Origin of the sequence: uncultured Maribacter sp. (assembly GCF_963977385.1) — a bacterium.
Classification (GTDB): Bacteria; Bacteroidota; Bacteroidia; order Flavobacteriales; family Flavobacteriaceae; genus Maribacter.
The window spans coordinates 43,118-69,264 of record NZ_CAXBOU010000023.1; the positions used below are offsets into that span (position 1 = coordinate 43,118).

The 26,147-nt window shown below is 36.0% G+C and carries 24 protein-coding genes; 1 reads left to right on the forward strand and 23 read right to left on the reverse strand.

What is annotated here, in order from left to right:
- Nucleotides 1-92 precede the first annotated feature (92 nt).
- The 8 genes from AAC084_RS19165 to AAC084_RS19200 form a co-directional block, all read right to left on the reverse strand.
- Nucleotides 93-689 (reverse strand): hypothetical protein, encoded by a 597-nt coding sequence (locus tag AAC084_RS19165; protein WP_339841919.1) that lies wholly within the window; start codon nucleotides 687-689, stop codon nucleotides 93-95.
- Between the two features lie 196 nt (nucleotides 690-885).
- The gene (locus tag AAC084_RS19170; protein ID WP_339841921.1) at nucleotides 886-2,316 is read right to left on the reverse strand and encodes a UvrD-helicase domain-containing protein; all 1,431 of its coding nucleotides are present in this window, start codon (nucleotides 2,314-2,316) and stop codon (nucleotides 886-888) included.
- Complete coding sequence (locus AAC084_RS19175; protein WP_339841923.1) at nucleotides 2,309-4,012, reverse strand: AAA family ATPase; 1,704 nt, start codon at nucleotides 4,010-4,012, stop codon at nucleotides 2,309-2,311. The genes AAC084_RS19170 and AAC084_RS19175 overlap by 8 nt, the downstream gene beginning before the upstream one ends.
- 109 nt (nucleotides 4,013-4,121) lie before the next feature.
- Complete coding sequence (locus AAC084_RS19180) at nucleotides 4,122-4,343, reverse strand: hypothetical protein (protein WP_339841925.1); 222 nt, start codon at nucleotides 4,341-4,343, stop codon at nucleotides 4,122-4,124.
- A gap of 77 nt (nucleotides 4,344-4,420) precedes the next feature.
- The gene (locus AAC084_RS19185) at nucleotides 4,421-4,810 is read right to left on the reverse strand and encodes a helix-turn-helix domain-containing protein (protein WP_339841927.1); all 390 of its coding nucleotides are present in this window, start codon (nucleotides 4,808-4,810) and stop codon (nucleotides 4,421-4,423) included.
- Nucleotides 4,811-4,860: 50 nt separating this feature from the next.
- Complete coding sequence (locus AAC084_RS19190; RefSeq protein ID WP_339654114.1) at nucleotides 4,861-5,154, reverse strand: type II toxin-antitoxin system HigB family toxin; 294 nt, start codon at nucleotides 5,152-5,154, stop codon at nucleotides 4,861-4,863.
- A gap of 151 nt (nucleotides 5,155-5,305) precedes the next feature.
- Nucleotides 5,306-5,521 carry a hypothetical protein gene (locus tag AAC084_RS19195; protein ID WP_339841929.1) on the reverse strand — a complete coding sequence of 72 codons (216 nt, stop codon included), beginning with the start codon at nucleotides 5,519-5,521 and terminating at the stop codon, nucleotides 5,306-5,308.
- A 15-nt stretch (nucleotides 5,522-5,536) separates the two neighbouring features.
- Nucleotides 5,537-6,151 carry a plasmid pRiA4b ORF-3 family protein gene (locus AAC084_RS19200; protein ID WP_339841931.1) on the reverse strand — a complete coding sequence of 205 codons (615 nt, stop codon included), beginning with the start codon at nucleotides 6,149-6,151 and terminating at the stop codon, nucleotides 5,537-5,539.
- Nucleotides 6,152-6,320: 169 nt separating this feature from the next.
- On the opposite strand from AAC084_RS19200, the gene AAC084_RS19205 reads away from it, so the two are divergent.
- Nucleotides 6,321-6,818 carry a hypothetical protein gene (locus AAC084_RS19205; RefSeq protein ID WP_339841932.1) on the forward strand — a complete coding sequence of 166 codons (498 nt, stop codon included), beginning with the start codon at nucleotides 6,321-6,323 and terminating at the stop codon, nucleotides 6,816-6,818.
- A gap of 26 nt (nucleotides 6,819-6,844) precedes the next feature.
- Here AAC084_RS19205 and AAC084_RS19210 read toward each other — a convergent pair whose 3' ends face one another.
- The 15 genes from AAC084_RS19210 to AAC084_RS19280 all read right to left on the reverse strand — a co-directional run bounded on the left by AAC084_RS19210 (nucleotide 6,845) and on the right by AAC084_RS19280 (nucleotide 24,714).
- Nucleotides 6,845-7,444, reverse strand: a complete 600-nt coding sequence (locus AAC084_RS19210; protein WP_339841934.1) for a hypothetical protein — start codon at nucleotides 7,442-7,444, stop codon at nucleotides 6,845-6,847.
- A 27-nt stretch (nucleotides 7,445-7,471) separates the two neighbouring features.
- Nucleotides 7,472-7,660 carry a hypothetical protein gene (locus tag AAC084_RS19215; protein ID WP_210708355.1) on the reverse strand — a complete coding sequence of 63 codons (189 nt, stop codon included), beginning with the start codon at nucleotides 7,658-7,660 and terminating at the stop codon, nucleotides 7,472-7,474.
- Between the two features lie 61 nt (nucleotides 7,661-7,721).
- Nucleotides 7,722-10,721: a type I restriction endonuclease subunit R gene (locus AAC084_RS19220; RefSeq protein ID WP_339841935.1), complete on the reverse strand. Its 3,000-nt coding sequence runs from the start codon at nucleotides 10,719-10,721 to the stop codon at nucleotides 7,722-7,724.
- On the reverse strand, nucleotides 10,718-12,007 hold the full coding sequence (locus tag AAC084_RS19225; RefSeq protein WP_339841937.1) for a restriction endonuclease subunit S: 1,290 nt from the start codon (nucleotides 12,005-12,007) through the stop codon (nucleotides 10,718-10,720). Before AAC084_RS19225 ends, AAC084_RS19220 begins: the two co-directional genes overlap by 4 nt.
- A 16-nt stretch (nucleotides 12,008-12,023) precedes the next feature.
- Nucleotides 12,024-13,010 carry a RhuM family protein gene (gene rhuM, locus AAC084_RS19230; protein ID WP_339841938.1) on the reverse strand — a complete coding sequence of 329 codons (987 nt, stop codon included), beginning with the start codon at nucleotides 13,008-13,010 and terminating at the stop codon, nucleotides 12,024-12,026.
- Between the two features lie 91 nt (nucleotides 13,011-13,101).
- Entirely contained in the window at nucleotides 13,102-14,679 is a 1,578-nt protein-coding gene (locus AAC084_RS19235; RefSeq protein WP_339841940.1) for a class I SAM-dependent DNA methyltransferase, read from the reverse strand.
- Nucleotides 14,680-14,781: 102 nt separating this feature from the next.
- Nucleotides 14,782-15,444: a recombinase family protein gene (locus tag AAC084_RS19240; protein WP_339841942.1), complete on the reverse strand. Its 663-nt coding sequence runs from the start codon at nucleotides 15,442-15,444 to the stop codon at nucleotides 14,782-14,784.
- Between the two features lie 192 nt (nucleotides 15,445-15,636).
- Nucleotides 15,637-16,335, reverse strand: coding sequence for an ABC transporter ATP-binding protein (locus AAC084_RS19245; RefSeq protein WP_210708811.1), 699 nt, complete (start codon nucleotides 16,333-16,335; stop codon nucleotides 15,637-15,639).
- A gap of 24 nt (nucleotides 16,336-16,359) precedes the next feature.
- A complete protein-coding gene (locus AAC084_RS19250) occupies nucleotides 16,360-17,472 on the reverse strand; it encodes a hypothetical protein (protein ID WP_210708812.1) in 1,113 nt (370 codons plus the stop codon).
- 39 nt (nucleotides 17,473-17,511) lie between these two features.
- On the reverse strand, nucleotides 17,512-18,237 hold the full coding sequence (locus tag AAC084_RS19255) for an outer membrane lipoprotein-sorting protein (protein WP_210708813.1): 726 nt from the start codon (nucleotides 18,235-18,237) through the stop codon (nucleotides 17,512-17,514).
- A gap of 24 nt (nucleotides 18,238-18,261) precedes the next feature.
- Nucleotides 18,262-19,479: an FtsX-like permease family protein gene (locus AAC084_RS19260; RefSeq protein WP_210708814.1), complete on the reverse strand. Its 1,218-nt coding sequence runs from the start codon at nucleotides 19,477-19,479 to the stop codon at nucleotides 18,262-18,264.
- A 59-nt stretch (nucleotides 19,480-19,538) separates the two neighbouring features.
- Complete coding sequence (locus AAC084_RS19265) at nucleotides 19,539-20,774, reverse strand: FtsX-like permease family protein (protein ID WP_210708815.1); 1,236 nt, start codon at nucleotides 20,772-20,774, stop codon at nucleotides 19,539-19,541.
- 135 nt (nucleotides 20,775-20,909) lie between these two features.
- Complete coding sequence (locus tag AAC084_RS19270; RefSeq protein ID WP_210708816.1) at nucleotides 20,910-22,049, reverse strand: helix-turn-helix domain-containing protein; 1,140 nt, start codon at nucleotides 22,047-22,049, stop codon at nucleotides 20,910-20,912.
- 701 nt (nucleotides 22,050-22,750) lie between these two features.
- A complete protein-coding gene (locus tag AAC084_RS19275) occupies nucleotides 22,751-24,316 on the reverse strand; it encodes a trypsin-like serine protease (RefSeq protein WP_210706712.1) in 1,566 nt (521 codons plus the stop codon).
- Between the two features lie 17 nt (nucleotides 24,317-24,333).
- Nucleotides 24,334-24,714, reverse strand: coding sequence for a hypothetical protein (locus AAC084_RS19280; RefSeq protein ID WP_210706711.1), 381 nt, complete (start codon nucleotides 24,712-24,714; stop codon nucleotides 24,334-24,336).
- Nucleotides 24,715-26,147: the final 1,433 nt, after the last annotated feature.

Consider the following 26,147-nt stretch of genomic DNA (forward strand, 5'->3'; position numbering starts at 1 on the left):
GTTGGCAAATTCCTTTTAATTTTTAAAATAACGTCTTGTCTTGATGACCAATCGTTTAGAACTGATTTATTTTCAGAAATCTTAATTTCTAACTATTTCTCTAAATTATATACAACTTTTTGGAAGTCCAAATATAGCTGAGATATGTTTATTTCGGTCTGTTTTTTTCTGTCTACTGTTTCCAAGTAGATGTTCTCGATTACAATAGATTTATCAAATTCAATGAACTCTACTTTTCCAGGGTTTCCGTAAAGTATTCCACTTATTGCTATAAACCTGTATGCCTCCTCTAATATTTCGTCATGAAAAGTCCACTTCAGTGTTCCGAAAAATGGCTGTCGACAGTCAATTAAGGATTCATCGATTCTCTCGTCCAAATGCTGAAAAGTATTTCTTGGAGAGTTAACATATTCTATTGGGGTTATTAAGGGGTAGTTTTTATCATTAGGTAGAACTTTATATATTCTTATGAATCTCCGAATATTGTCCAACAAGCTCCAAGCGTAATGGAAAACTTGAGGATGTATTTTATATTCTTTTCCTGTAGAAATCCCTAAAATTCTACTCTGTAGTTTTCCATAATTATAGTCAATAATATCAATTGTGAATCTCAAAGAGTCCAGTATTAATAACTGTTTTTCATCAAGCAAGGGTAATCGACGTAGTACAGAGGTTTTTTTTAGCAACATTTTTTAAAATTTACCACCACTTATATAAGTACATTTCAACTAAATAATATATCTGGTGTTTAGCTTAAAATCGATGTATTTAATTGCCCTTTATAAAAGATTTCCCAATGTAGCAATTGTATTACGTATGCTAAAGTCGAAGACCCAAATAGCGTAGAGCGGCAACACATTTTATATATGACTCTTTCTTCTTTTTTCATAAAGGTTGCAAAGTGTGTTTCTCGGAAATTACAACTAGTCTTTTCGATGCACGGGTTAAGGCAACATAAAGATGTTTTGGACATTTGAATTCATGTGCATTAAGTACAACAACATTTTCGAATTCCAACCCTTTGGTCAACAAAGTTGTACCTAGGCACCTTCCAAATACCTTTCTACCAACTCGTCTCAACTTATTTCTTCTGTTTTCCATTGCGGTTTGCACACTAACATTATCGTTTTGTGCTTCCTTTAGAGCCCAATAAATTGAGTCATATAAATCTCTTCTGTATTTCCTGATATCTGGTAGCTTCGAAACAAGAGTGAGTAGTTCAGCTACAGAAGAAAATGAGCAGCCAATACTCATTTGATTGGCGTATTCATTCACTGGGAACACAGCATTTTTATCCTCTTGACTATTTTTTCTTTTCAATCCTTGATCGTTAAACCACCTATTAAACGCAGTCTTATTAAAAAGCATGATTGACATTTCTCGAACTATTGAAATCGGCTCCTCAACATCGATTCGATCTGCAATTTTTGCTAGTTGATACAGTTCCTTGGCATCAATGGACTCAAGCATGTTCAATCGACCACCAAAATTTTTCGCAAATTTCAAACGTGGTTGAACGGTATGCGAAACTGGATGAATGAAAAGGACATTCTCTAAATTAAGAAGATCTCTGATTTTCTTTGCATAATCTGAGTATCCATTATAGACTTCATTAGCAGACCAAGTGTGGCTCTCAATAGAGGTAAATGAAGATAAATATATTGGCTTCTTTGACAGTAGCAATTGTCTAATGCTTTTTAGGTCTTCCCCAAGCTGAGTATTGTTCTGCCTCATCCATCGCTGTGGTTGGTAAAGCTCAAATTTTTTATCAGCGTAGCCAACCATCTGAACAGGATTGTCAAGGTCGACCAGAATATCTCCATTAAATCCAAAAATACCTTGAAGCGGATCCCCTAAAATTCTTGTAGGAAGTATAGCTGCCAGAACATTGATGAAATTGTGTTGTGAAATTGAGCAGTCTTGATACTCGTCTACAAATAAACCAGAATATGAGCCTTTGACCATTGATGAGACACATTCCCTTGCTAGTAGAAGTGTTGCCCTCTCCAATATGAAGGAGTAGTAGACACTTCCTTCATCCTGATTCGGGATATCATTATCAATATGGAAGGCCTGAACATAACGTTGGCAAAAACTTGAAATCGTTTCTATCGAAAAGCTTGACTTTGGAATACCCTCCTTAGCAACCTTTTCCTTAATAGATGATATCCCAGCGTGAGTATGTGTGAGGACCAACTGCTTCCCTGTTTCAGACAAAGCTTTAAGACTTGAGCTAATAGTATATGTCTTACCATAGCCAGCTGGTGCAATTAACATCGATTTTCTATGTGCCGTAAAGTCCATAATATCAATCATTGTCAATCCAACTAGAGAGTTTAGAAAGGATTTTACCAAAGCCTGTCGAGCTTGGTATATTTTCGTCTATTAAGCATATTTTACCGGCGAACTCACCGTGATCAACTCTTTTAAACCACTTCTTTGATCCGGCAACTTCGCCAATCGCCGAGCGTAATTCAATCGACTCATTATCCATCCAATTATCGTTCAAGGTTATATTGCACTTGGCTTGAAGGCTATTTTCAACTGCCTGAAGGCTATTTTCAACTCCTTGTTGGTCTAACTCTTCAATCCTATATTTCAAAAGTTTTTTTATTCCTTGCCATTCAAGGTCTTTGAAAAGTTGCTTTTCGAAAGATAAACCGTACTCGCAATCAATAACAGTAATGCCCAATGCTTCCACTGCCGTTTTTTTTTCTTGTACATTCGGTTCATCAGAATCACAGTAAAGGCACGTTCTATACCCGGCGGCATTAAATGCATTTGCATACTCTACCATTTCTGAACCATGTCCATCCGCAAAGCGAACTCCGAGAAATGCTGAATTTGGTTTATTTATGCTAATTCTAGATTGATTCAATGCTCGACATAATCCGACTTCGGTTACACCCTCACAGACTATAACCGACTTGCAGAAAAATGCCTCAGGGTTACTTCGCAATACACCTTGAAGTTGCTTGTCCAATCGAAAAAGTGAACCTTGCCCTTTTTTAACTCTAAATATGTCTGTTGCGTCCAATTCTACTATCACATCTCTTGAATGGGTTGTAATTATAGACTGGGTATTGGAATTGCATTTTAGCGATTGAGCTAAGTGCTGTGCTCTGTCAGGTTCAAGTCCTTGCTCTAGCTCATCAATTAGAATAGTGCCACCATTATTTGTCAGTTCACTTTGTATAGCCAATGAAATAAGTCTTTTTGAACCTTTTCCTTTTAAACGAAAGGGCGTACTTCCCGAGTGTAAAGAGACCTTTCCTTCGTTTACCGTAAGATCTCTGAAATCAATAGTTGTACTGGCATCTTTAATATCAATGCCAAAACCTTTTGCTGTTGCAATAACTTTTTTAAGAGGCTCATCTAAGTCGCTGAAATCGGAGTTGTCAATTTTCCTTTTTGCCTCTCTTAACGCGTCTAATAGAGGTCTTTCATCAGCACCCTGGCCAGCATTTTTGGGCACAAGCGAGTACAGAGGATTGCCTTTACTCCATGAAAAGTGTCTATCTACATAGTCGGTAATGGAGAATATACTAAGTTTCGCTCTATCTTTTGAACTGATTTCTTTATCTTCTTGATAAGGTCTTTTGGAAATCACACACCACTTAGGCTCAAGACTTTTGTCAACACTCAGTCTTATTGTCAACAATTTGGTGGAACCATCTGTTTCTTTTGCAAGTGGATCGTCAAGTATCTCTCCTGTTTTTGCCAAGAATCGAATATATAACCCGAACTTTTCATCTAGGAGCAACTCTTCAGGAACATTGTAGACGCTGACTTCAAGTTCAATGGGTTTTTCTAAATTACCATTATGAAAGTCCGTATCGTGAAAGACCAAGTTCCATTGTGAGCTAAGTGCTTTATCAATTGAGTCAAGAATTGTGCTTTTTCCAGAATCACCTCTTCCTATTAGACAAATGAAATTCGTTTCGCCAAAGTGACATTCGAATTCTCTAAACCCTCTATAGTTAGATATTCTAATTCCTTCAATTTTCGCCATTCTTACTCTTTATTTGTAGACAGCAATTGGATAGCTACATTTATATATAATATTTCACTTGTGCCTAAGTTAATCAACTATTTATTTGGTCTTACTCTGGATCCTTCGTTTATTTGAACTTCTCAATTTTGTCTATAATTACAAATATTTTATCTGGGTCAACATTTTCATCATACATTCTGAAAAAGTGAATAGCCGTTGTATGAGCAATTTGGTTTGCACTTATTGTTTTATCAGGAACTTCTCCATCTTGTTGCCATGTAAAACATGAATGTTGGACGGCATCGATTCCCGGATATTCGGCTTTAAATCTGGCAATGAATTTTATCATTTTTTATCCTTTATTTGAACTTTACACGATAGGCCTTTATTTACCAATCAAAAATAAATTATAGTTTAACTGATATTCTAGGCCGATAAACCGTGCTGTATATCTCCAACTTCGTAATCCTTTATCAATATATCAGCTGGCACGTGTAATCTTTTATTTATAGCCCTAATATGGTTTAGGGTCAATTTTCTAGTTCCACTGAAAAGTTCGGACACCCGAGACCTACTATTTATAATTTTACCTAAATCACCTTCACTGATTCCATTCTGCTCCATCATAAATCTGATTGCCTCCAAAGGATGTGGCTCTTCTATATGGTAATGTTCATTCTCATATTTTTCAATGACTAGAGCCAATAAGTCGAACTCATCAGATTCAGGTGTTCCTTCTTCTGCATCGAATATTTTATTGAATCGTTCCAAATACTGTCTGTACTGATTTTCGGATTTGATAATTTTGATTTCCATAACTCTAACAGTCTTTTGTTATAGCTTGAACTATAAAGGTTATTATTTAACTAAAGGCTTTCTATGTCCAATTTATCATACTCTTTATGTGTGCCAATAAACCTTATAAAGGCCGCATGTTTTTGATAATTGAATTTAACGATCAATCTAAAATCGTTACGACAAATATTGAATATTATTTTACCATCCTTAACCACATCTGCAGTGTTGAACAATGCTGTCACCTCGTTAGAATTTTTAAACTCAGTGTTCTTGATAATACTGTAAAAAGCCCTTAACTGTTTTTCCGCTTTTGGGTTCTTTTTCCAGAATTCAATTAAAGTGCTTTTCGAATATATTCTCATGATTAAGATGAATACCTTGATACAAATATATTTATTATTTCCCGTTATGGGAAATAATAATTGTTAAAATTTCCCGAAATGGGAAATCGGCTTAAATCATCAACTGGCTCATTATTTAATTCAATTCAAGGAATTACTCATAATGCCCTAATTAATCGTTTATTAAGACTTTAATTTTTTTATGAGGAAGACTTAAAAAAGTTGAAGCTTTTTCAGTAAACATATCTTTTGGATCATCAACATTTTTAAAAGTTAAACCAACGGCAAAATCTTTAGCTGAATTAATATGTTCAATTTTCATATTGACCAATTCATAAGTGCCTTTATCTATCTCAAAAATATCATATAAATAAATTCCCTCTACCATCCCTTATTTGACCTTCTACTGTTCGTTATAATCATTCTCCCATTCTTTAATATAAATATCCAGTTGTAACAATACCCAATTTACTTTTTCCATATGGAATTTTTCAGGATCATATTTGCCATTGATAGCGACAAGCTTACTTTTTACCCATTTTTTAAACTCTTTATATTCGGGGTGCTTGGGCTTGCCCATAATCTTCAAAAAGTCATAAAAACCTGGTAGGCCGCCAACATCCTCCGGGGGGCAGCCAAGCTCGCCGGAGCAACAGACCGGAAATGGAATTGTCAAATCATCTATGATCATTTCCAGAGTCAAGGAATGTTCCCAGTAATCCCCGAAATCATATAGATAATGCAATTCCTTGCTTTTGGATTTTAGAACGTCACAGATTTTTATCCTTTGAGAATCTATTACCTCATGGGGACCATTAAATCCATCGTCCTCAAATTGTTGGCCGATACGATAGCTATCAATAGTGAATTCGTATAGGTGATAGTTCTCCCACCCCATAACAATTTGAACAATATGGTGAAGCCTGTAAAAAGTGATATCGGATGGCACCAAAAATTCCCGCCATATTTTGGGATTACTGCCTTCCAACTCGATTCGAAACTTAAAAACGCTACTCAATTTTTAATCTTTTATTTGAACTTTGTTTTGGAATTTACGAAATTTCATTGAGTACGAGACGGGGCTTGTCATTCAATGCAATTTGATAAAATTAATGCTCGAAACTATTTTTCTTTGAAAGGAGACGCAACGTTTTTGGATGATTGACATCTATTTTAAAATTGCTTTAATGAAAACGAAACTTTTTTTGCTTTTAATATTTGTAATATTCTTGGGCTGTGACAAAGATAAAAATACGGAACCTTCACTCCAAGATAACTCCTTCATAGCCCAAAGAGCTAATGAAACATGGAAAGGAACTACGGAAATCGATCTGACCGCCAATGACACTCTAATCTTCTTAGCTGTGGGTGACCGCCTTGATAATGGTGTGATGGTTACCAAAATTAAATTTGATGGCATTGGGTCCTATAAATTAAATGACCGTGAAGGTATTTACTACAACACTTTGGGTGGTGATGTTTTAATTAGTCAATATGCGATTGAAGATGGTTCTAACGGTTTATTTTCGATTACTACTTACAATCAAGAAAGTAGATATATTGAAGGCCATTTTGAACTGCCCCTAAGGGCTACTAGATTAAATAATCCTGAAATAAAAGACAGCTTACTTATAATTTCCGATGGGCTTTTCAAAGGATTTATTCGGGAAGATATTTTAGAATGAAAAATCAGCTATCTTTTATTTGAACTCTAAATTTCTAACACTTCATTGAAAAGTCTAAACTCAACATCCATAGGAGTTATTTCTGCATAAACTCTTCTTACTTCTCTTTGATAATTAATATACATATCGTAATTATTCATACGGCTCCAAGCTACTGGAATTCTACTAATCTTGGATTTATGAAGTAGTAAATCTTGAATAATATTATCTATTGGGATATGGAAAAAAATATAGTTCTTTGTTATGCCCGGCACTCTACTTTCACCTAACGCAAACAAATACTTCAAATTCATATTAATCCATTTTTGAGCTTGTCCTATGGTAAAATCGATGGCACCATAATTTGTTTTAAAGGCTTTTATAAGTTCGATACATTTTAGTTCATGGGAGATATCGAAAGAAATTTGGTCATTAAAATCCATATTTATTAGTTCATCTGAAACACCTATCAAAACTTTACTGATTTTTTGATATTTTTCCTTTGATTGATTTTTAGCCATCCCATGAATAGTTCTATTCAAATCTCTATACGACCTATTAGCACATGCAGTTCTAAAATCCAATTTAGGATTAAGATAAACTCTTATCCAAAAATCCTCAATGTCTTTAGGTGTTAGATTTGTCATTTAAATTTTTGATTGCTCGGCCATTCTTTATTTGAACTTTGATTTGATTATATCTGTATTGACTCCTTCTGCTCTTAGCTTCTGTTCTAGATCATTTCTATCAAATTCATTTAAATCTTTACCTACTAAAATATGAATTGCGTGTCCCTTAGCCACATAGACTTCAATCAATTCAACCAGTAGTGCCTTTTTGTATTTTGTATCCTTGATAGCCATCCTATTAATTTTTTAATTATACTATTCAAATTCCGACATGGTGTCCTAATCAATATTATTTCTATCCTAACAATGGCCATTCGCCATATTGCCCTTCTGCTTGTTCTATAACTTCTTTTAAAAGCTTATCTAATTCTGAGAAAGGAACTTTTCCTCGTAGTTCTTTTTTAACGGCTAAACGTATGGCTGCTCGTGCATTTTCTTTTTTGGTCCAATCTAGCTGAAGGTTTTTCTTTACTGAAGCTACTACAGTGTGGACCAAGTCCTGTACCGGTCCCGCTTCATTTAAGATGGCGCTATTTGCAGATAGTAGATCATAAAAAGCGAGTTCGTCTTCGGTAAGCCCTAGTTCTTTTGTTCGCTTATCGTCTTCTTTCATCTCATTTGCAATGTCTAGCAAATGCTTTATTGCTGCAATGGAATCTAAACTGTTCTTATGGTATTTGCCCAATACTTTTTCAAGTTCGTCTTTAAGCTTTCTACCTTTTTTAATGTTTTTGCTCATACGTACTTTCAATTCGTCATTGATGATACGGCGAAGCAACTCTATTTTAATATTTTCTCCTCCCTTGTCTTTTACAATGGCTTGGAAAGAATCATCTACGATAGAAATATCAATCTTATCTAAATTGTACATGGCAGCTAAATCTACAATAGCTTGAGATTCCAATGACTTACTAATAAGGTCTTTAATACGGTCATTTTTAGTTCGCTGAGCACCTGGAGGATATTTAATCTTTCGTATCTGTTCCCTGAACTTTTGAATAATAGCCACTTCTTCTTGAATCTCCCAAATTCGTTCATCTGAATTGGTCATAGCCATCAACTCACTCAACTTACGTTCTTCTTTTAGGTAGCCTTCTGTTGTTGCATCATCTTTTAGCAATCCATTTAGGATATTAGTGGTCCACTTCATTTTCTCTGTTGCCGGCAATTCATTAATGACATCCAATTCAAAACCACCTACCAAAGATTTAACGATACTCAATTGTTCTAAACACAACTCCACAGCTGCATCTAAATCTAAGGTGGGTTTTCCTGCTCCACCGCTACCGGTATATTTTTTGGTGGCTTCTGCTAAAAAGCCTGATATGCCAATAAAATCAACTACCAATCCATTCGGTTTTCCTTCAAAAACTCGGTTGACACGTGCAATGGCTTGCATCAGGTTATGACCTTTCATAATCTTGTCCACATACATAGTGTGTGCGCAGGGTGCATCAAAACCAGTAAGCCACATATCTCTCACGATTACCATTTTCAAAGGGTCTTCAGGATTTTTAAATCTTGACTTTACCGCTTCCATAGCATCTTTGGTCCGCATATGCGCATTCCAACTCACAGGGTCTTTTCCAGGGCTGCTGGTCATGATTACTGCAATTTCAGGGCAATCGTCCAGAGCAGATAAGGCATCGTACATTTTAACGCAATTACGGCGACTCATACAAACTACCATAGCTTTGCCATCTAAAGTTTTAGTACGTGCTGTAAAGTGTTCTAAAATATCTTTAGCTACAGTCTTTACCCGGTCTTCTGAACCTGCAGCATCTTCAACAGCTGCCCAAACTCCTACGGTAGTGTCTTCTGCTTGTTCTTCAACTTCTTCTAGTTCTTGGGTGTATTTTGCTTTAATATTAAGCGGTACCATTTTTGGCTCGTAGTAGATGGGTACCGTGGCACCATCTTCAACGGCTTGTTTAATATCATAGGTGTGAATTGTGGGACCAAAAACTTGTTCCGTATCGGCATCTTTACCATCTACTGGCGTTCCTGTAAAACCTATAAATGAGGCATTCGGTAATGCACGGCGAATGTTTTGGGCAAAACCACCACTTTCAAAACCGTATTGGGTACGGTGCGCTTCATCTGCCATAACAATTAGATTATAGCGCTCGCTCAAAATGGGGTGCTGTGTTTCTTTGCCGTTTTCTAAATCTTTAAGTCTAAATTTCTCAATAGTCGTGAAAATAACGCCACCACCGTCAGAGCTTAATAATCTTCTTAGGTCGTCGGTACTTTCGGCATGCTGAACATCACCTACCAAATCTTTGGCGAGTACAAAGTTGTCATGCAATTGCTGGTCTAAATCAGAGCGGTCTACTTGTATTACAATAGTTGGATTCTTCAATTCTGGTCGCTGGCGTAGAATACCGGTTAGTATTGCCATACTGATACTCTTACCAGAACCCTGGGTATGCCAAATAACACCTAGTCGTCCATCTCCATTTGGTTTTATATTCTCTAGGCTACTTTCCACGGCACGACTGATACCCCAATACTGGTGGTACTTTGCGCCTTTCTTTATAATCTTGCCATTGTGGTCTTCATGAAAGATGAAATGTTGTAAATAATCTAATAGCGTCTTTTTTGGGAATAGCCCATGCAATAACGTTTCTAATTGTAACTCTGCTTTTTGCTCGGTATCATCTCCATCCAAACTTTTCCATGGAGCGAACCATTCTAAGGCGGATGAATACATACCGTGTAAAGCCTCCAGACCGTCTGATGCTATACAAATGGCATTATAATCAAATAACTGTGGAATATCCAATACATAGTTATGTAGTTGCCTATGTGCATTTTCAACCCCTACGGTGGAATCAAACGGATTTTTAAATTCAAAGACAATAAGTGGCAGTCCGTTGATAAAGATTATGAGGTCTGTACGGCGGCTGTTTTTGCCTAAGATGCTGACTTCGTCTGAGACTATAAAACTGTTGTTTTCTGGATGTGTAAAATCTATAGGATATAAGTGTTTTGCCTTTTCATTGCCCTGAGCATCTTTCCAAGCGATATCTATACCTTGGGTAAGTTTGCGGTGAAAATCTTGATTACGGTAAGCGACCTCCATACCCTCGTGTTGGGTAAATTGAGCAAAAGCTTCATTACGTGCCGTTTCTGGAACGCTGGGGTAGGTGGTTTTTAGAAAGTTTTTTAATTCATTTTCTAAAACTACTTTTTTAAGGTCACGTTCTAGTGCATTACCGGGTATATGGTTATAGCCTAAACTATTTAACCAAGCTATGGCAGCATTTTGGGCGGTATGTTCGTTTAAGCTCATAATGCTGAAGTTATTTCTTCCTCAAATTCCTTTAGGCGGACTTCCCCTGAAATGAGTTTGGGGAGTAAAGTGTCTCGGAGTTTGGTTAGAGTTTGGATTTCTTTCCTATTAACTGAAATCATTTCTAACTTCTTGAGTACAGAATTATTAAAGTTTTTCAATATTTTTTCTGGTGGATACACAAACTTCAAACTCTTTAGAACACCCAAACTCACATTTGCCTGTACCCCTTGAACAATGGATAAATCAATCTCATTTTGGGTTTGGATGGAGTTTATCCATAAATAAATAAAACCATTGTTCAATTCCTTATTGGTTAATCTTACAAATGCAAGTGCTTGATTGCAATTTGCATTGTCAAGATTACTTGGGATAATAGCAGTACGCCCAATTGTTCCTGCTATTGAGATAAGGATATCAGCTGTTTTTAAAATAGATCTCTTTAATTGTTTATTGTGTACTGAATCAGGAATATATTCTAAGCTAGATTCATTAATTAGTCCAAAATCATTTATATCTTTTACTTTCAAAAAAGGGATAGTACAAGCTAAATTGTCTACATCTTTTTTTCGAGGTGTAGTACCTTTAGATAAAGTGTCTATTAAATTTTCCAATTGTTTCACCTCCCACCCCTCAGGAATTTCACCCAACTCAGAGTCAATGAACTTGCCTTCTTGAAATGGACCAAAATCTACAAACCAATGTTTATAAAGTGCCATTGCCATGTCTTCGAGGGTTTTGTTCATGGCTAGGTTGTTTTCTATTTTGTCGTCTATGGAAGAGAGTATGCTGGCGATGGTGCGTTGTTCTGGGAGGGGTGGGAACTTAAATGATAAAGCACCTATTTCAGCTAAATTGATATTCGGCTGCGCAGATTGACCAGATTGAGAATTGACATATGCAATAGTTTTAGGGTTACGCAGTGAATATTCAACAAATTTCACTTCAACTAGGGGACTGTCAATTCTAATTATTCCAACTGCTTGATTTGTATTGGCAGGGCAATGCGAATCTTTAACTAGACCAACCATACCTAAATATGCCCCAGCCATCGAAAATAATATATCGTTTGGAATTAATTGTGAACGCTTAAGCTTCTCATGTGCATTTTGCGATATGAACGAAAAAACTTCTTGATTAATTGAACCATTATAATTTAAACTCTGAGCTCTGATATAATTAATTCCTGAATCTAAAAATTTATAGCCATATGTGGATGGTGTAGTACCTTTCGTGATAACACTTGTTAATTCAGAAAGCTTATATGTTTTCCAGTTTTCGGGCATTTTAATTTTATTGTTTTTATGTCAATAGATTAACGACCACTTTAACCATCATATCTTTATCTGCGGGGTGGCTTTGTGCAATCATTAGCGTAAGGGCAACCAAGGTGGTGTCTGCCACTATTTTTTCGCCATTTGGTTTGTATAATAATTGGTTACGTTCTAAGAACCATACAAAAATAAAGGCAGCTATACGTTTGTTACCATCTGTAAACGAATGGTTCTTTACTACAAAATACAATAAATGGGCAGCTTTTTCTTCCGTCGTTTTATATAGGTCAACCCCATCAAACGTTTGGTAAATGTTTTCTAAGGATCCTTTAAAAGAGTCGTCTTTTTCTTTCCCGAACAAGCCTTTAAACTGGGTTTGTCTACCTAATTCTTCAATGGCTTTCTTGGCTTCAGGGTATTCAATTTGTACAACGTCGGTACTGCCTTCTTTGGGTAATTGTAAGCGCTGGTGGTCATAATCATCTAATAACTCTAGAGCTGTTGCATAATTTGCAATAACTTGAATAAGACCTTTGGTTTCGTTATTACTTAAAGGATATTCTTCAATAACCTGTGCTTGTAATTGAGCTAATCGTTTAAATTCTGCTAATTGCTTTTGGCTTTGTTGTAATCGTTTTTCGTTAATAGCATAACCTTTAACCAAAAATTCTTTCACTATTTTATTTGCCCAAATACGGAATTGAGTACCTTTTTTAGAATTAACCCTATAACCAACAGACAAAATAGCGTCTAAATTATAAACATTAATAGTTCTCTTAACTTCTCTATCACCTTCTTGTTGAACTTGTGCAATTTTTGCACTAGTTGCCTTTTTATCTAGTTCATTAGAATTATAAATATTCCTTAAATGACGACCTATTGAAGTTCTATCAGTATCAAATAGAGCTTCAAGTTGGTATTGATCTAACCAAACAGTTTCTCCTTCAAGTTTTACATCTATTGTAACACCAGAATCTTTATCATGATAAATTACTATCCGGTTTTCTGTAACCATTTAAAATGTATTATTTTTTCTAAATAAAGTATGTTCATTTTTAAACTCTGTTCACGGAACATGAACATTAATATTTAATGAACATAACTAACTACAATTTATCAAAATTGGCTAAAATTTGTTCTTTTAAAGCTTCTCCTTTTTCAAATTGTTCTAATAAAGTAGATTTCAAAGTCTCCATTTTTTCTTCAAAGGGAATACCATCATCTTCTTCTGCTTCTGTACCTACATAAATACCTGGTGTAAGCTTGTAATCTTGTTTTTGTACCTCTTCTAAAGTTGCTGCTTTGCAGAAACCTTCTACGTCTTCGTAGGTTTTGCCAACAGTTCTCCAGTTGTGGTAGGTGTCCGCTATTTTGTCAATATCGGCATCTTCAAAAATTCGTAGTTTACGACTCGCCATTGTGCCCATTTTAGCGGCATCAATGAATAAAACCTCTTTCATCCGCTCGCGGTGCTCTCCATCTTTACCATCGCGATTTTTACTCAGGATAAATAAACAGGCAGGTATACCAGTGGTTAAAAAAAGCTTGTCTGGCATGCGAACAATACAATCGATCATACCTTCATCAACCATATACTGGCGCACATTTTTTTCTCCTTTTGTATTAGAGGTCATGGCTCCGTTTGCCATTACGATACCAGCGGTGCCTGTATCGCTTAAATGGTTCCAGAACGTTTGCATCCACATATAATTGGCACTGCCATCTGTTGTGAATTCTTCTCTTGGTCCAAAAAGTCTAGGGTCTTTTTCAGAAAGATCTTCAGGGTGCCAATTACTTACATTAAAGGGTGGGTTGGCAATAACATAATCTGCCTTAAGATTAGGGAACTTATCATCTAACAACGAGTTACCTAATTTGATGTCAAAAGATAGGTCTCTTAATAAAAGGTTCATTAGACACAAACGCAAAGTTTGTGAAGTCATTTCTTGTCCGTAGATAGATATATCACTTTTATTACCACCATGTTCTTTTATGAACTTTAAGCTTTGTACAAACATACCGCCACTACCACAAGCAGGGTCAAAGATTCTACCTTTGTAAGGCTCTAAAATCTCAACCAATAAACGAACAATACTACCTGGTGTAAAGAATTGACCGGCACCAGAACCCTCTGCCATAGCAAAACGACCAATGTAGTATTCATAAATACGACCAAGTATATCACTTTCAGGATTCTCTTTCTCAGAGAATTTTGGGTGAGATAATAGGTTTATTATTCCGCCAGTTTGTTTAGCCGATAATTCGCTCTTAACAAATATTCTAGGTAATAGGTTATTTAGCTGTGGGTTGTATGCAGATAATAGTTCTTGTATGACATCAAAGGCATCATCTATAATGACTTTAATATTATCCTGCTCCGCATTGTCCTTAAAATACTGCCATGAGGCTGTTTCTGGAATCATAAATGTATTTCGCGAGCGAAATTCATCTGGATCAGATAACACGTATTTCTTCTCCTCTTCATCTGTCGTAAAATAGGATGAAGATGGCTCATTGAGTTCATTGGAAAGTTCTTCTTGAACTACCTCAAAACGTTCACTTAAATGTTTTAAAAAGACAAGTGGTAAAATGTAATTTTTATAGTTGTTTTCAGAGACTGCACCACGAAGTTCGTTGGCAGCGTCCCATAACTCTTTTTCAAAATCAATATCTGCTTTTGCCATATTGGGTATGCGCTATAATTTGTTGGGGGAAGTTTGTCTTGGAACTAGCAAAATAAACAAACCTTTTTAGATTAATAGCTATCAAGCACAAATCTTAATTATTTATTTTTTCAAATGTCGCTTACAATAGGCATCTTCTACATTCTGCTCTTGATTCCAAAACACAACTCCACATTCTTTACAGTTTCGTCTACCTTGAATTGCTAGATATTTGTAGAGAGTAGGTTTAGATTTAATACCGACCAATTTCATTATATCTACAATAGGCAATTTATTCTCTTGATAATATGAAGCTGCCAACATCGCTTTTTGCTTAGCTTCTTTTCCAAGTCCTTTTTTACGACCCAATTGTATACCCCTTCTTCTAGCACTCTTAAGACCGGCAGTGGTCCGCTCTATAATTATATCACGTTCCAGTTGGGCTACGGCACCGAACAGTGTAATTATAAATTTGCCGTGCGCAGAAGTGGTATCAATAAAGGGGTCGTTAATGCTCTTGAATTTAACGCCAAGTTTCTCGAACTGATCAACCAATTTTAATAGGTGGGAAATACTCCTGGCAATACGGTCCAGTTTCCAAACAATTACGGTATCTCCTTCCCGAAGTTTTGAAATCATCAAATCCAAATCATGGCGTTCTGCCTTGGCCCCAGAAGAAACATCTCGGTAGATATTTTTCTCAGCGACACCTTCTTTCAAAAGTGCATCAATCTGTAAACTGGGGTTTTGGGTTTTCGTGCTGACCCTTACATAACCAAATAGCATAACGGTATAATTATAGCTCTAAAAATAAACTATTAAATTATACCGATAAAATGAACCGCTATTTATTTGAAATTCGATTTGATTAAAAAGTTCAATAAAACGGTCGTTTAAATACACTCCAGGTGTCCCTTAAAAGGTTAATTACGGGAACTACTAAAAGAGACTCCTAATTTTTCATAAGAAAACTTTGGACTAAACACTTGCTAGCACTCGTTGTTTCAACTCTCCATTCTCTATTTCATATAGCTGTTTGGCAGCATTAATAACTATATCGTCATGGCTTGCGAAAATAAATGATACACCATGCTCTTCGTTTAAATTCTTCATTAGCGCGACAATTTTTTCGGCATTTTTCCGGTCCAAATTTGCGGTTGGCTCATCAGCAAACACAACCTTGGGTTTTGAAACAATGGCACGAGCAATTGCTACTCTTTGCTGCTCTCCACCCGATAGTTCTGATGGCTTGTTTTCGGTTTTGCCCCCAAGACCAACAATTTTTAGGATTTCCTCAGATTGTTTTCGTATTCCTTTTTTTGAAAACTGTTGAAGGTACATTGGTAGTTCAACATTCTCTTTTGCCGTAAGGACAGGAATAAGGTTGAAGGATTGAAAAATGAAACCAAAATTTCTCATTCTCGTATTGGACATCTCCTTTTTATTGGAATAATTGATTTTCTTGTTCTCCAACCAATATTCTCCCTCGTCGGGTTTATCCAGACACCCTAATAAGTTCAATAAAGTTGACTTCCCCGACCCTGAAGAACCTGCGATGACGCTAAAGCAGCCTGGATAAAATGAGGCATTGACATTATCCAGAACCTGAGTTTTAGTATTCCCTAATTTGTAGGATTTCGAAATATTTTCTAAATGTAATAATGGCTTTAATGACATCTTGATTTTATTTTAGTTAATAGTTTATAAAAAAAATGAAAGAATAACCCTTCCCTGAAAATCATATATTGAAAGGCTGTTATTATATATAAAAGGGTTTATTTCAAGTTTGAAATCATCACCGTTGTAGACCAGACCGGGAGAACATAATAGTTGATTGGTTGTTAAATCGTAAAATATATTTGTACTCAGGTTATATTTGGAATAGTTGTCCATATAGCTGATTTGCCCAAAAAAACTATGCTGTCCCATGCTAATGGGATCGTAACTCGGTAAACTAATGGGTAAAAAAGATTTGAAGTTCTCTATACTCTCGGAGGTGTTGAAATCACTTCGATATCTATATTCGGCAACCAAGATTGTTCTTGGCAAAACATTCAGCATCGTTCCGACTACAAATTCAGCATTCATGTTTTTAAAACTATTTTGAATAGAATTGATTTCAGGCATGCCTTCGGAATCAATTAATCTGCTATTTGAAAAATTTCGATATACCCCTTCACTATAAAAAGTGAAGTTATCGGCACCTAAAGTGAAATCTATCCCATATTGCTGTTTTTCATTTCCTAAAAAAGCATAACTGAAAGAATATGATAGCGATTTGATTTCCGAACTAACCTTGAAGGCAAATGTGGATCTATTAAGCCGTTCTGCGGGGGAGAATATGGCATTCAGAGCAAAATTGGCTCCTATGTATTCTAAATCGGTCAAAATTATCCCCTCAAGCCGATTATCAATTCTAAAAGGATCCTTTTGTAAAAACGGATTCGAAGGGTTCCATACATTGGCAGTACCCCAATTAATCCTTTTCTTACCGAACGTAGCATATAACTTACCCGAAAAACCATATTGGAGGTAAAGTTCATTAATTGCAAAATCCAAGGTTTCATCCAAGGGATTGAGGAATATCTTGGGCTCTGCCTGTAGTTTGATATTATTCTTTTTAAAGGTTCCGACCGGAAAAAAGCGATTGACAATTTCTAGTTCATTGAGATGTAATAGATTATCGGGGTTGACCAATGAATTTTCAGAAATAACATTGTAGGTAAAAACATTTTCATTTATGATACGATATGAAAATTCTGTTTGAGCACTCATAATAGAAGTGCCTAAAAAGAACATCAGTACTATTTCCATGTGTATCGTCATTTTTTTCATTTCGTATTAAAAATCTAGCTATTTGCTAAGTGACGAAGTAGTAAAAAATGCGTCGGTCATATCCGTTCCTTTTGAAAGATCCGTATAGGTAAAAATTGTTTTCGAATCCTTTCTCAATTGATCAAGAATGGTAACTTTCGACGGAAAATACCCTTGGTCAAACTCAATGTATTCAGCATATTCTATGGTTTTGATGACTTTTCCCGAAAGGCTCAACATCTCTTGTTTAATAGGATATTTTGTTTTCGTGTCCAGATAGAAATTCACTTGATTGTAAGCAGTATTGAGATCTTTTGCTTTTAATCTTAGTAAAAGTTCGCCGTCAACATTTTCTACATCTCCAAGGACTTCATAATCGGCTACCAAGGATATTCTAAGAATGTCGCGGTTTGATGCGTCTCCACCTAGAAACGCCTGTTTAAAAGGAATCTTGATCAATTTGCTGGATCTTGGTAGGTACATCCACATATTATCCCCATCGTTCAAAACCCTTCTATCACGTTCGATACTTGGACGAAGAATGTCCAATCTCATTTTTTCATCTTTCTTAACGACCCGCATCTCATAGGTTCTTTTTATTTTCTCATTTTTTAGAATCTCCATCTTCATGATAAATTCCATATCAAGAGAAAAGAAATTCTTATCCAAGTCCTCCAATAGACTGGACGAATCGGCTTGGACCATAGGGAGTTTAATTCCTGAGGAGAGAAGTAGCATCAAAATAATATAAATTGCATTTTTCATAATTACTGGTTTTAAAAAGTTAGTTTATCGATCATAGAGCAGGGTAATCGGGTCTGCTCTACGAACCTTTCGTGTGCTCCAAATCGCTGAAAACAACGGATATAAAAGGCCAATGACAAAAGCTAGTAGCAGGTTTGGGAAATGAAAGAATGGCTTTAGTACACTACTTCCAAAAATTAAAGTTGCCGAATCGCCTAAATAGATTCCATTAATAGAAAGTAATGCGGTCAGGCCGCCAAAAACGATAAGTCCGATAAGTGATGAGATGACAGCTACAAACAAGGTTTCTAAAACGAATGAAAACCGGATCTTTCTTGATTTATATCCTATCGCCAGTAGAGTGCCAATTTCCTTGTTCCTTTCGGTAACATTGTTCTTTACGACGAAGACAATTCCAAAAAAAGAAATTATCTGCAAGAAGAAAACAATACTTAAAAATCCATATTTATTGGCATTGGCTATGGTGGAGGCAACCATGGATTGGTCTTCATAAGACTCTAAGTCCATAGTATCCTTAAATTCGGAATCCAAGATCGTGTTCACTTTTGACAAAACCAAAGGGGTAGTTTCAAGGTTTTTGGAATCGATCAAAACATCGGTTGGAAGTTCTGTATTGACCAATATCTTAACATCTTCCAAATTCATGAACACCATTGTATTTGCCCATCCTGAAATATTCTTATAGATTCCGGCAATCCTATAGTTGTCCATATTAAGACTCCCATTGACGGTTTGAACCAAAATGGTACATTCGTCATTTTCCTCGACATGTAGTTTATCGGCAGCGTTCCTACTGATCAAAACTCCGGATTTTGTAATGCTATCATAAGGTTGGGAGTTTTCAAAACGGAGGCTTGTAAACAATGGTCTTTCCTTTATCCAATCGATTCCCCTTAAGTTAATGTCGGAAGACTTGTTGTCATTATTTAGAAGTGCTCTGGAATGAACCCTTTCCCGGATATTTGAAATCACGGGTACGGCCTTTATCAAAGCATAGGCTTCATCAAGCCCTGACCTATTTATGTTGGTTTTTCCTTCCAATGATTCATCGCTGAGAGAAAAGGATACCGATCCGGTTTCAATCTGAACCAAATTGGCGACCAATTGTTTTTCAACACCGGAGGAGACCGATAGAATAAAGAATAAAAGTCCAACAGCCAATGCGATACTCGATCCAATAATAATATTTCGTGCAGAATGACGTCTTACGTTTCGGAAAGCGACTTTAGTGAATATGCTCATAACTTTTGTCTTATTGATTTATAGACTAATGGTTTATCTGTTTGTCTTAAGATGGTTGGTCAGGTGGCTGTTCTTAGCAAAGTTGATATTTCGGTTTTAGGTAATTTTCTCAAGCTTATGAATACCGCTAAATAGCATGCCAAAGTGAATAGAAAACAAACTTCCGCTATGTCCATCCAAAATATTTTAGGTACTATCTTGCTGCTCAGGTAAGCCGCCTGAAGTTCTTCAACTGGGATGGGAATACCATCTTGAAGTAAAAAGTCAAATATTAATTTTAGGGTAACCCCAATCCATAATACAGCGGTGACAACTAGAAAAATGTATTCGAAAGCAATCGTATTTATTACCTTAAAGGGGCTAAAACCAAATGCCAATAAGGTTCCTATTTCTTTTTTTCTATTGTTGGTTATCATAACAATGATATTGATAAGGATTAGAAAACAGAAGGCGATAAAAATGAGTTTAATGATATAACCAAAATTCACCCAAATGGCCAAGATCGAATTTAATAAGGGGGATGACTCGTTCCATGTTGCAATGTTCAATTCGGGATTCAAATTGATAAGAATTGAGTGAAGGAACGCTTCCTGTTCTTCTGCTCCCTCAAAGTTTTTGAAATTGACAAGGAGTTCCATTGTTTCGTATTTTTCCAGACCCATCAATGATTTACCTTTTTCGTAATTTATATAGCCAATAGGGGTAAGAAATTGAGCCAGACCGTTCGTTCGAAAAATGCCGGATATGACCAAAATAGCATCGCTTAAGTAGCCATTTCTATTATTGGCCAGAACCACAAGGGTATCCCCTACCTTACTATTAAGCTCATCGGCAAAAGTCTCGCTTAACATGATTTCGTCATTGTTCTCGGGTATGTTGCCACCTTGAAAATCTAATATGGAACTTACCCTCTCAAGGTGTTCCCTGGATAAAGCTTGCAAATTGACACCGATGCTCTCATCGCCGGATGACATCATTCCTCCAAAACGAAGTCTGGGAGAAACATGTAGAATTCCATCTGTCTCTTTCCTTAATGATTTCTCTAGCCGTTCGTTCCAATTGAATAATTTTAAATCGGAGAATTGGGATTCAAGAACGTTTAGTTTCTCTTCCGAATCATATATAATGAACTGACCGGAAATAGCCTCCCCTATCAATTGTTTCAAACTGTTCTGAACACTATTCTTTTGTGCGGTTTGGTAGAAGATATTAAAGGCTGCGACCACGCTTAGAATAAAAATCAGAAAGGCTCTTGACTTTTTTCTCGTAATGTTTTTTAGGGATAAACGTATCATGACATTTGCTTATTTCTTAAAGTGATGCTGTACCACTTCAGATATCTATAGCAAATATGTCCGATATTTAAAGGACAATCGACCTAACCAGTTGGCTGGCACGATTTATTAGACCCAGCCAATAGGCTGACACCTTTATGATTTCCTTTTCTTGAATTCGGATGGGGACATCCCATTATACTTTTTGAAGTATCGGTTAAATGAGGATTTTGATTTGAAACCACAATCGAAGGCTATCCCTAGTACGGATAGATTGTCATAATTTGAAGAGAGTAACATTTTCTTCGACTCCTCTATGCGGTATTGGTTCACAAAATCATAGAAGTTGAGTTGAAAATGTTGGTTCAAAATCTGTGAAAGATGAATATTGGACAAACCGCACTGCTCAGCTAAAACAGAAAGTGTTAAATCATCTTGTAAGTAGGGCTTTTCATGCTTCATGTGTTCACCAATATTATTGGCATACGAAATAATTTTTTCTTCAGTAAGCCCTGATTTGGAATAAGAAGTAGTTTCGGTTTTAGAGGAGTCCAAATCTATGCTCGGGGTATTTTGTGTATCCAAATTAGAAAATACAGCTGTTTGCCTAAAACCATAAAACCCGAATGCGATGAGCATTAAACTTAAAATAATACCAACAAAAGCAAAGGCGTTTGATATGGTAAAGAGTTGAAATTGAGTAGCTCCAAAAATCAAGAAAGAGCTTAGCAGAAAGAGGATGAAGTATGAGTACACGATATAAGTAACCCATTTAAGATCCACTTTTTCATCGAACGAAAAGAACGTTACAATCGTTTTTCTATGTTTCCTTAACAATAGTATATCCCAAATACAATAAACCAGACCAGATATCGCAAGAGGAATTGCATAATACTGCATCCATAAAGGAGCTTTTTCAGACAACGGAAAATATCCATTGGAAGCAATTAGCTCCACATCGCTGATTTCCTGTAATGCTAAGAGAATGATTACAAAAATGAAATACGCAGCCAGGTGCTTTGCAACAGTATAACTAGTTACTTTATGTCCGGTCAGGGCTAAAATATATAGGAATAAAAGTGGTGCTCCCATTAAGGGAAGACCAAAACTTAAAATTGCCCATAACCCTTGAAGTTCAAAACTATAAATGGTTATCTGATAAAACACGATTTGTAATAGTGTTACCACAATCCAAGCTAAGAATATGTAATCTTCTCTTTTTTTGCCTTGTTTGAACACTAATACAAGGAACATAAGAATTCCGGCGCCTAGGCCAAGGTTTAAAAAGACTTCCAAATAATTTAGTTTAATGTATTTTCTAAACTAGTGATTTTTCTTAAACTTAACTCTCCTGCTGACCATTAAGTTTAATATTGTAGACAATTGTCCTTCCTTAGTAGAACAAGTTTCTTAAAAACACCATTTGACCTTCAAAAGTTCAAATAAACTACTTACTATTTAATTGACCAGGTATATTTAAACCCACCTTTATTTAGACTTTCAAGATTGCGTTCAAAGTTCAAAAAAAGGCTTCTATAATTATACTCTTCAGAAATCTCTCAAAAAGTACTTATTTCCATTCCTATGGCTAAATTTTTAGAAAGTTCACTGAAGGGTCATTTTTAATGTAGGCCAAAGGGTCGTTTGTTTATACTTTTTTAGTTCCGTAAAACGTGAATTACCAGAACTTTTAAAAAGAACGACAAATGGAACTGGATAAGGATTTGTTTGACGCGAATATCGATAGTCCCATAAAACGGCCGTTTTATGGGACCCAGAATTCTGCACTTATCTTCAAATAACTAATGAAAATAAACAATTTGTCATACCCATATAATCGATTTCTAAAATCCATTTGAAATTCTGCCCAGATAAATCCATATCTGAAATTGCTATGCAATATATTCTAGCGAATCTTAAACCAATAAGATTGTTTCAGCTTTCCCTACTTGTCCATTAGGTAAATGTAAATTTCTTAAGGTTTTAATAGTATAAATTTATTCCTTGATTATTTTGTGGGTTTCCTTTATCTTATCCGAAACAATTTCCAGTATGTACAACCCTTTTTTAAGAGCTGTTATATCTAAATCAAACTTCTCGTTATTAAAAGTTCCCTTACCATTCATAACCTCAATGTTGTTTAAATCAATAAGTTGGTAGCCAAAAACATCACTATTCCCAATTTCCGCTGATTTAAAGTCTCCAAATGTGGCACTCTCCTTGGAGATAGTAATTGTTGTACTTGCGGGATTAGGACTTATACGATAATAACCGTATCGCCCAGGTATTGGTCCTGTAAAGAAAGCTGAAACTTGACCAGTACCACAGGTATTCTGATTTCTCACCTCAATACGGATACTATTCTCCGTATAATAAAATGTTGTTGTTCTTCCAGTAGTTGTACGTAAAAAAGAATTGTTAACATACCAATCATAAGGGCTATTACCGCTACCACCGTTTATGGTCACATCAATATAGTTGCTACTTGAACTGTATATACTAATGGACATCGGTGTTTGTCCCTCAACCTGATTTACGTTTAAACGTTCCGTAAATGTGGATCCATTGTTGGAAGTTGCCCTTAACCACCCACTTCCAGATGTTGATGCATTAGATGCCCTTATTATAGCAGAAGTATTGTTTTGTGATACTATTTGTATGTTGCCCGATGCAGTCCATGTTATATTTCCGGTTCCATTCTGCAAAGTATACGTGCTGTTGGTATTACAGACCAAATTATTCCCAGTGATATCAGGTAATTGTAAATTGTTACTTATCCAGCCCCTATAATTGAACAGTCTTGTATATATGGTCGGTTTATTATCTTTTGGAGATTCGCCCCAGCTGCTACAACCAGTAAGAAATCGTTGACTGCTTTTTAGAACGGTTGCCGGCCCTCCGCTATCCCCTCGGGACACGCCTGAATTTACCAACCTTAACGCAAACATATTATTTGAAACAGTAACGTTTCCAGTATTAAGGTTGTTCGCAGAGTTATTAGATATAATGGGCATATCCAGTGTCTGCAAAATATTTGATGGAGTAGTTGCGGTTCCATCCAAAGTATTTCCCCATCCGGTCACCCTAGCCATTCCCCCGGGCAGTGCATCAAAAGCGCTATCAGTTAGTTGAATTGGCAATACGTCGTTGTTATAGTTAAGCGGAGCGGTAATCCTAATAAGGGCAACATCGTTTTCTTGGGTTGCCGGATTGTAATTGGGATGCCTAATAATCTGCGCCACATTTCTATATTGTCCGGTAATGAGGTCATTTCGTTGTGTTATCCCTGCGGATATCGTTATTTCATTTACTCCGATTACATTACCCGTGTTGAAATTTGTTATACAATGGGCTGCGGTCAATATCCATTCCGGAGTTAAGATAGAACCCCCGCAAATATGTTGATTTCGTGCAGCCAATATATGGTATGTACCTGATCCTCGCATTGATATTTGCCAAGGATTCTGGTCTATTGTAGTATTATTGCCTCCAATTATACGCTGTTGGGCATAAGTAGCCGCAAACATTAAGGACATCAGGATTAGTAGGAATTTTTTTTTCATAGTTTTTATATTTATGACTATTCTTCGAGAAGGGTGAAACCTTTGTAATCGTTCGTCACAAGTCCATGCGCTCCAGTAAGACACGATATTAATTTTCCTGTTATTTCAACATCTGAACCTTCATCTGACTTAATTTTTTTTACTGGGAAAATCCTTATGGTCTTTTCTCCATTGATTTCGAACAACGAGGGCAGATGTGTTTCAGCATCCACTTCATAATAGGTCTTGATACCGTTGAAGAAAGGCTGACCATCTTCCACAACTCTTACTTTTGCCGGAATGGCTTCGGTCAGCTCAATAAGTATGTCAGGCTCTATACATAGAGCATTAAGGTCGACATCTTCATTTTCTTGACCATTGGAACAGGACATCATCATTGAGATGCAAAGAAAAATCATCGTTTTGATCAATACTTTTGATTTCATAAAGATAAATTTAGTTAATATTAATTAAAGTAGGAAAATACTTACATTAAAGTCGATAAACAGTTCATCCGACAAAGATTTCTTTTAAGATGTGGAAAAGTCGAAAGAGTTGCTTAGTCTCCGACGCTTTATGACTCTGTTTCATGTGTTTTTATACAAGAATCGACCCCTATCCAATCTGCCTGCTGAAGATTTAATTTCCTTTACTCCTTTATTTCTTTTATCTCCGGTATGGTATCCGTTTTTCATTAGGCTTTCGTCTTTGGGCATAAAAGAGGAATATGACAGTTTAAAAGAAGCGTTTGGGAGCCGTTCTGTAATGTCATCTCAGCATATCAATTTGCACTTGGAATATGATTTCAAGAGAAAAAGCAAGGAATACCACTTTGATATGGACAGAATGGAATCATTGATAATCCCTTGATTTTATCACTAATGAACATTTCATCCCAATTTTGGATGAAGGCCAAGTAGAAATTTTGATAGTTCTCTAAAAAGGAACCTTTTACGGCACTACAATTTATCTCTGACGTTCAAATAAACCTGTTTCCATTTAATTAGACGAGTATGTTTAATCCCAGGTTTATTTAGAATTAGATAAATCTAAGATTATAATTTAGATAATTGACAAATAGGATCACTCAGCACATTCCCTTTCATTTTGCGAAAAGCTCCATTGCAGGAGAAAGCGCTTCACTACAAAAGGTCTTGAACACAATCCTGAATTTTGACTTTCTATTACGCCTGCCAGTCAATTTTCTTCTTTCCGTTGTGCTGGAAAGAGACACTACTTTCCCGAGCTAAAATTCAGGATTACGTTCGCCAGAACAAATACCACGTTGACACTTTCCTGCACAAAGAATTAAAATTTGAGTTGGGACGAACTGCATAATCATTCGCACGCTCACTTTTATAAGTTCTTACCCAATCTAATTTTAGGTAGGGTTACAGAAAAGGTAACGGCGATGGCGCTATGGGAAGTAACTGATTAAAACTGGAATGAATGGTAATCCGTATTATTTTGCTATAAAAAATAGCGGTAACTAACTGGAAATATAGCATTCCATATCAAAAGAAAAGGAATACGCTCAAGATATAATAAGTAGCTGATCTTAAAGGAAAATGAATGTCAAAATATAGCAATAGAAACCATGCAAAATGAATTCGAAAAGTATCGCAAATATCTAATTGTCAATCAATTAAAATTGAATAACTTCTGTTTATTACTAAAAAATATTGATATTCCAAGCGTATAAAATAGCTTTTCAAAAGTAGTTGGAAAGTATGAAGATCCTGAAATGAAATGAAGGAATCGATTTCCATGTTAAAATCTAGAAAAAATGCAAAAATTTTTAGGCTACATTTTTGACATAGGGTTGCTGTCTTTTAATGACGGCACAGATCCT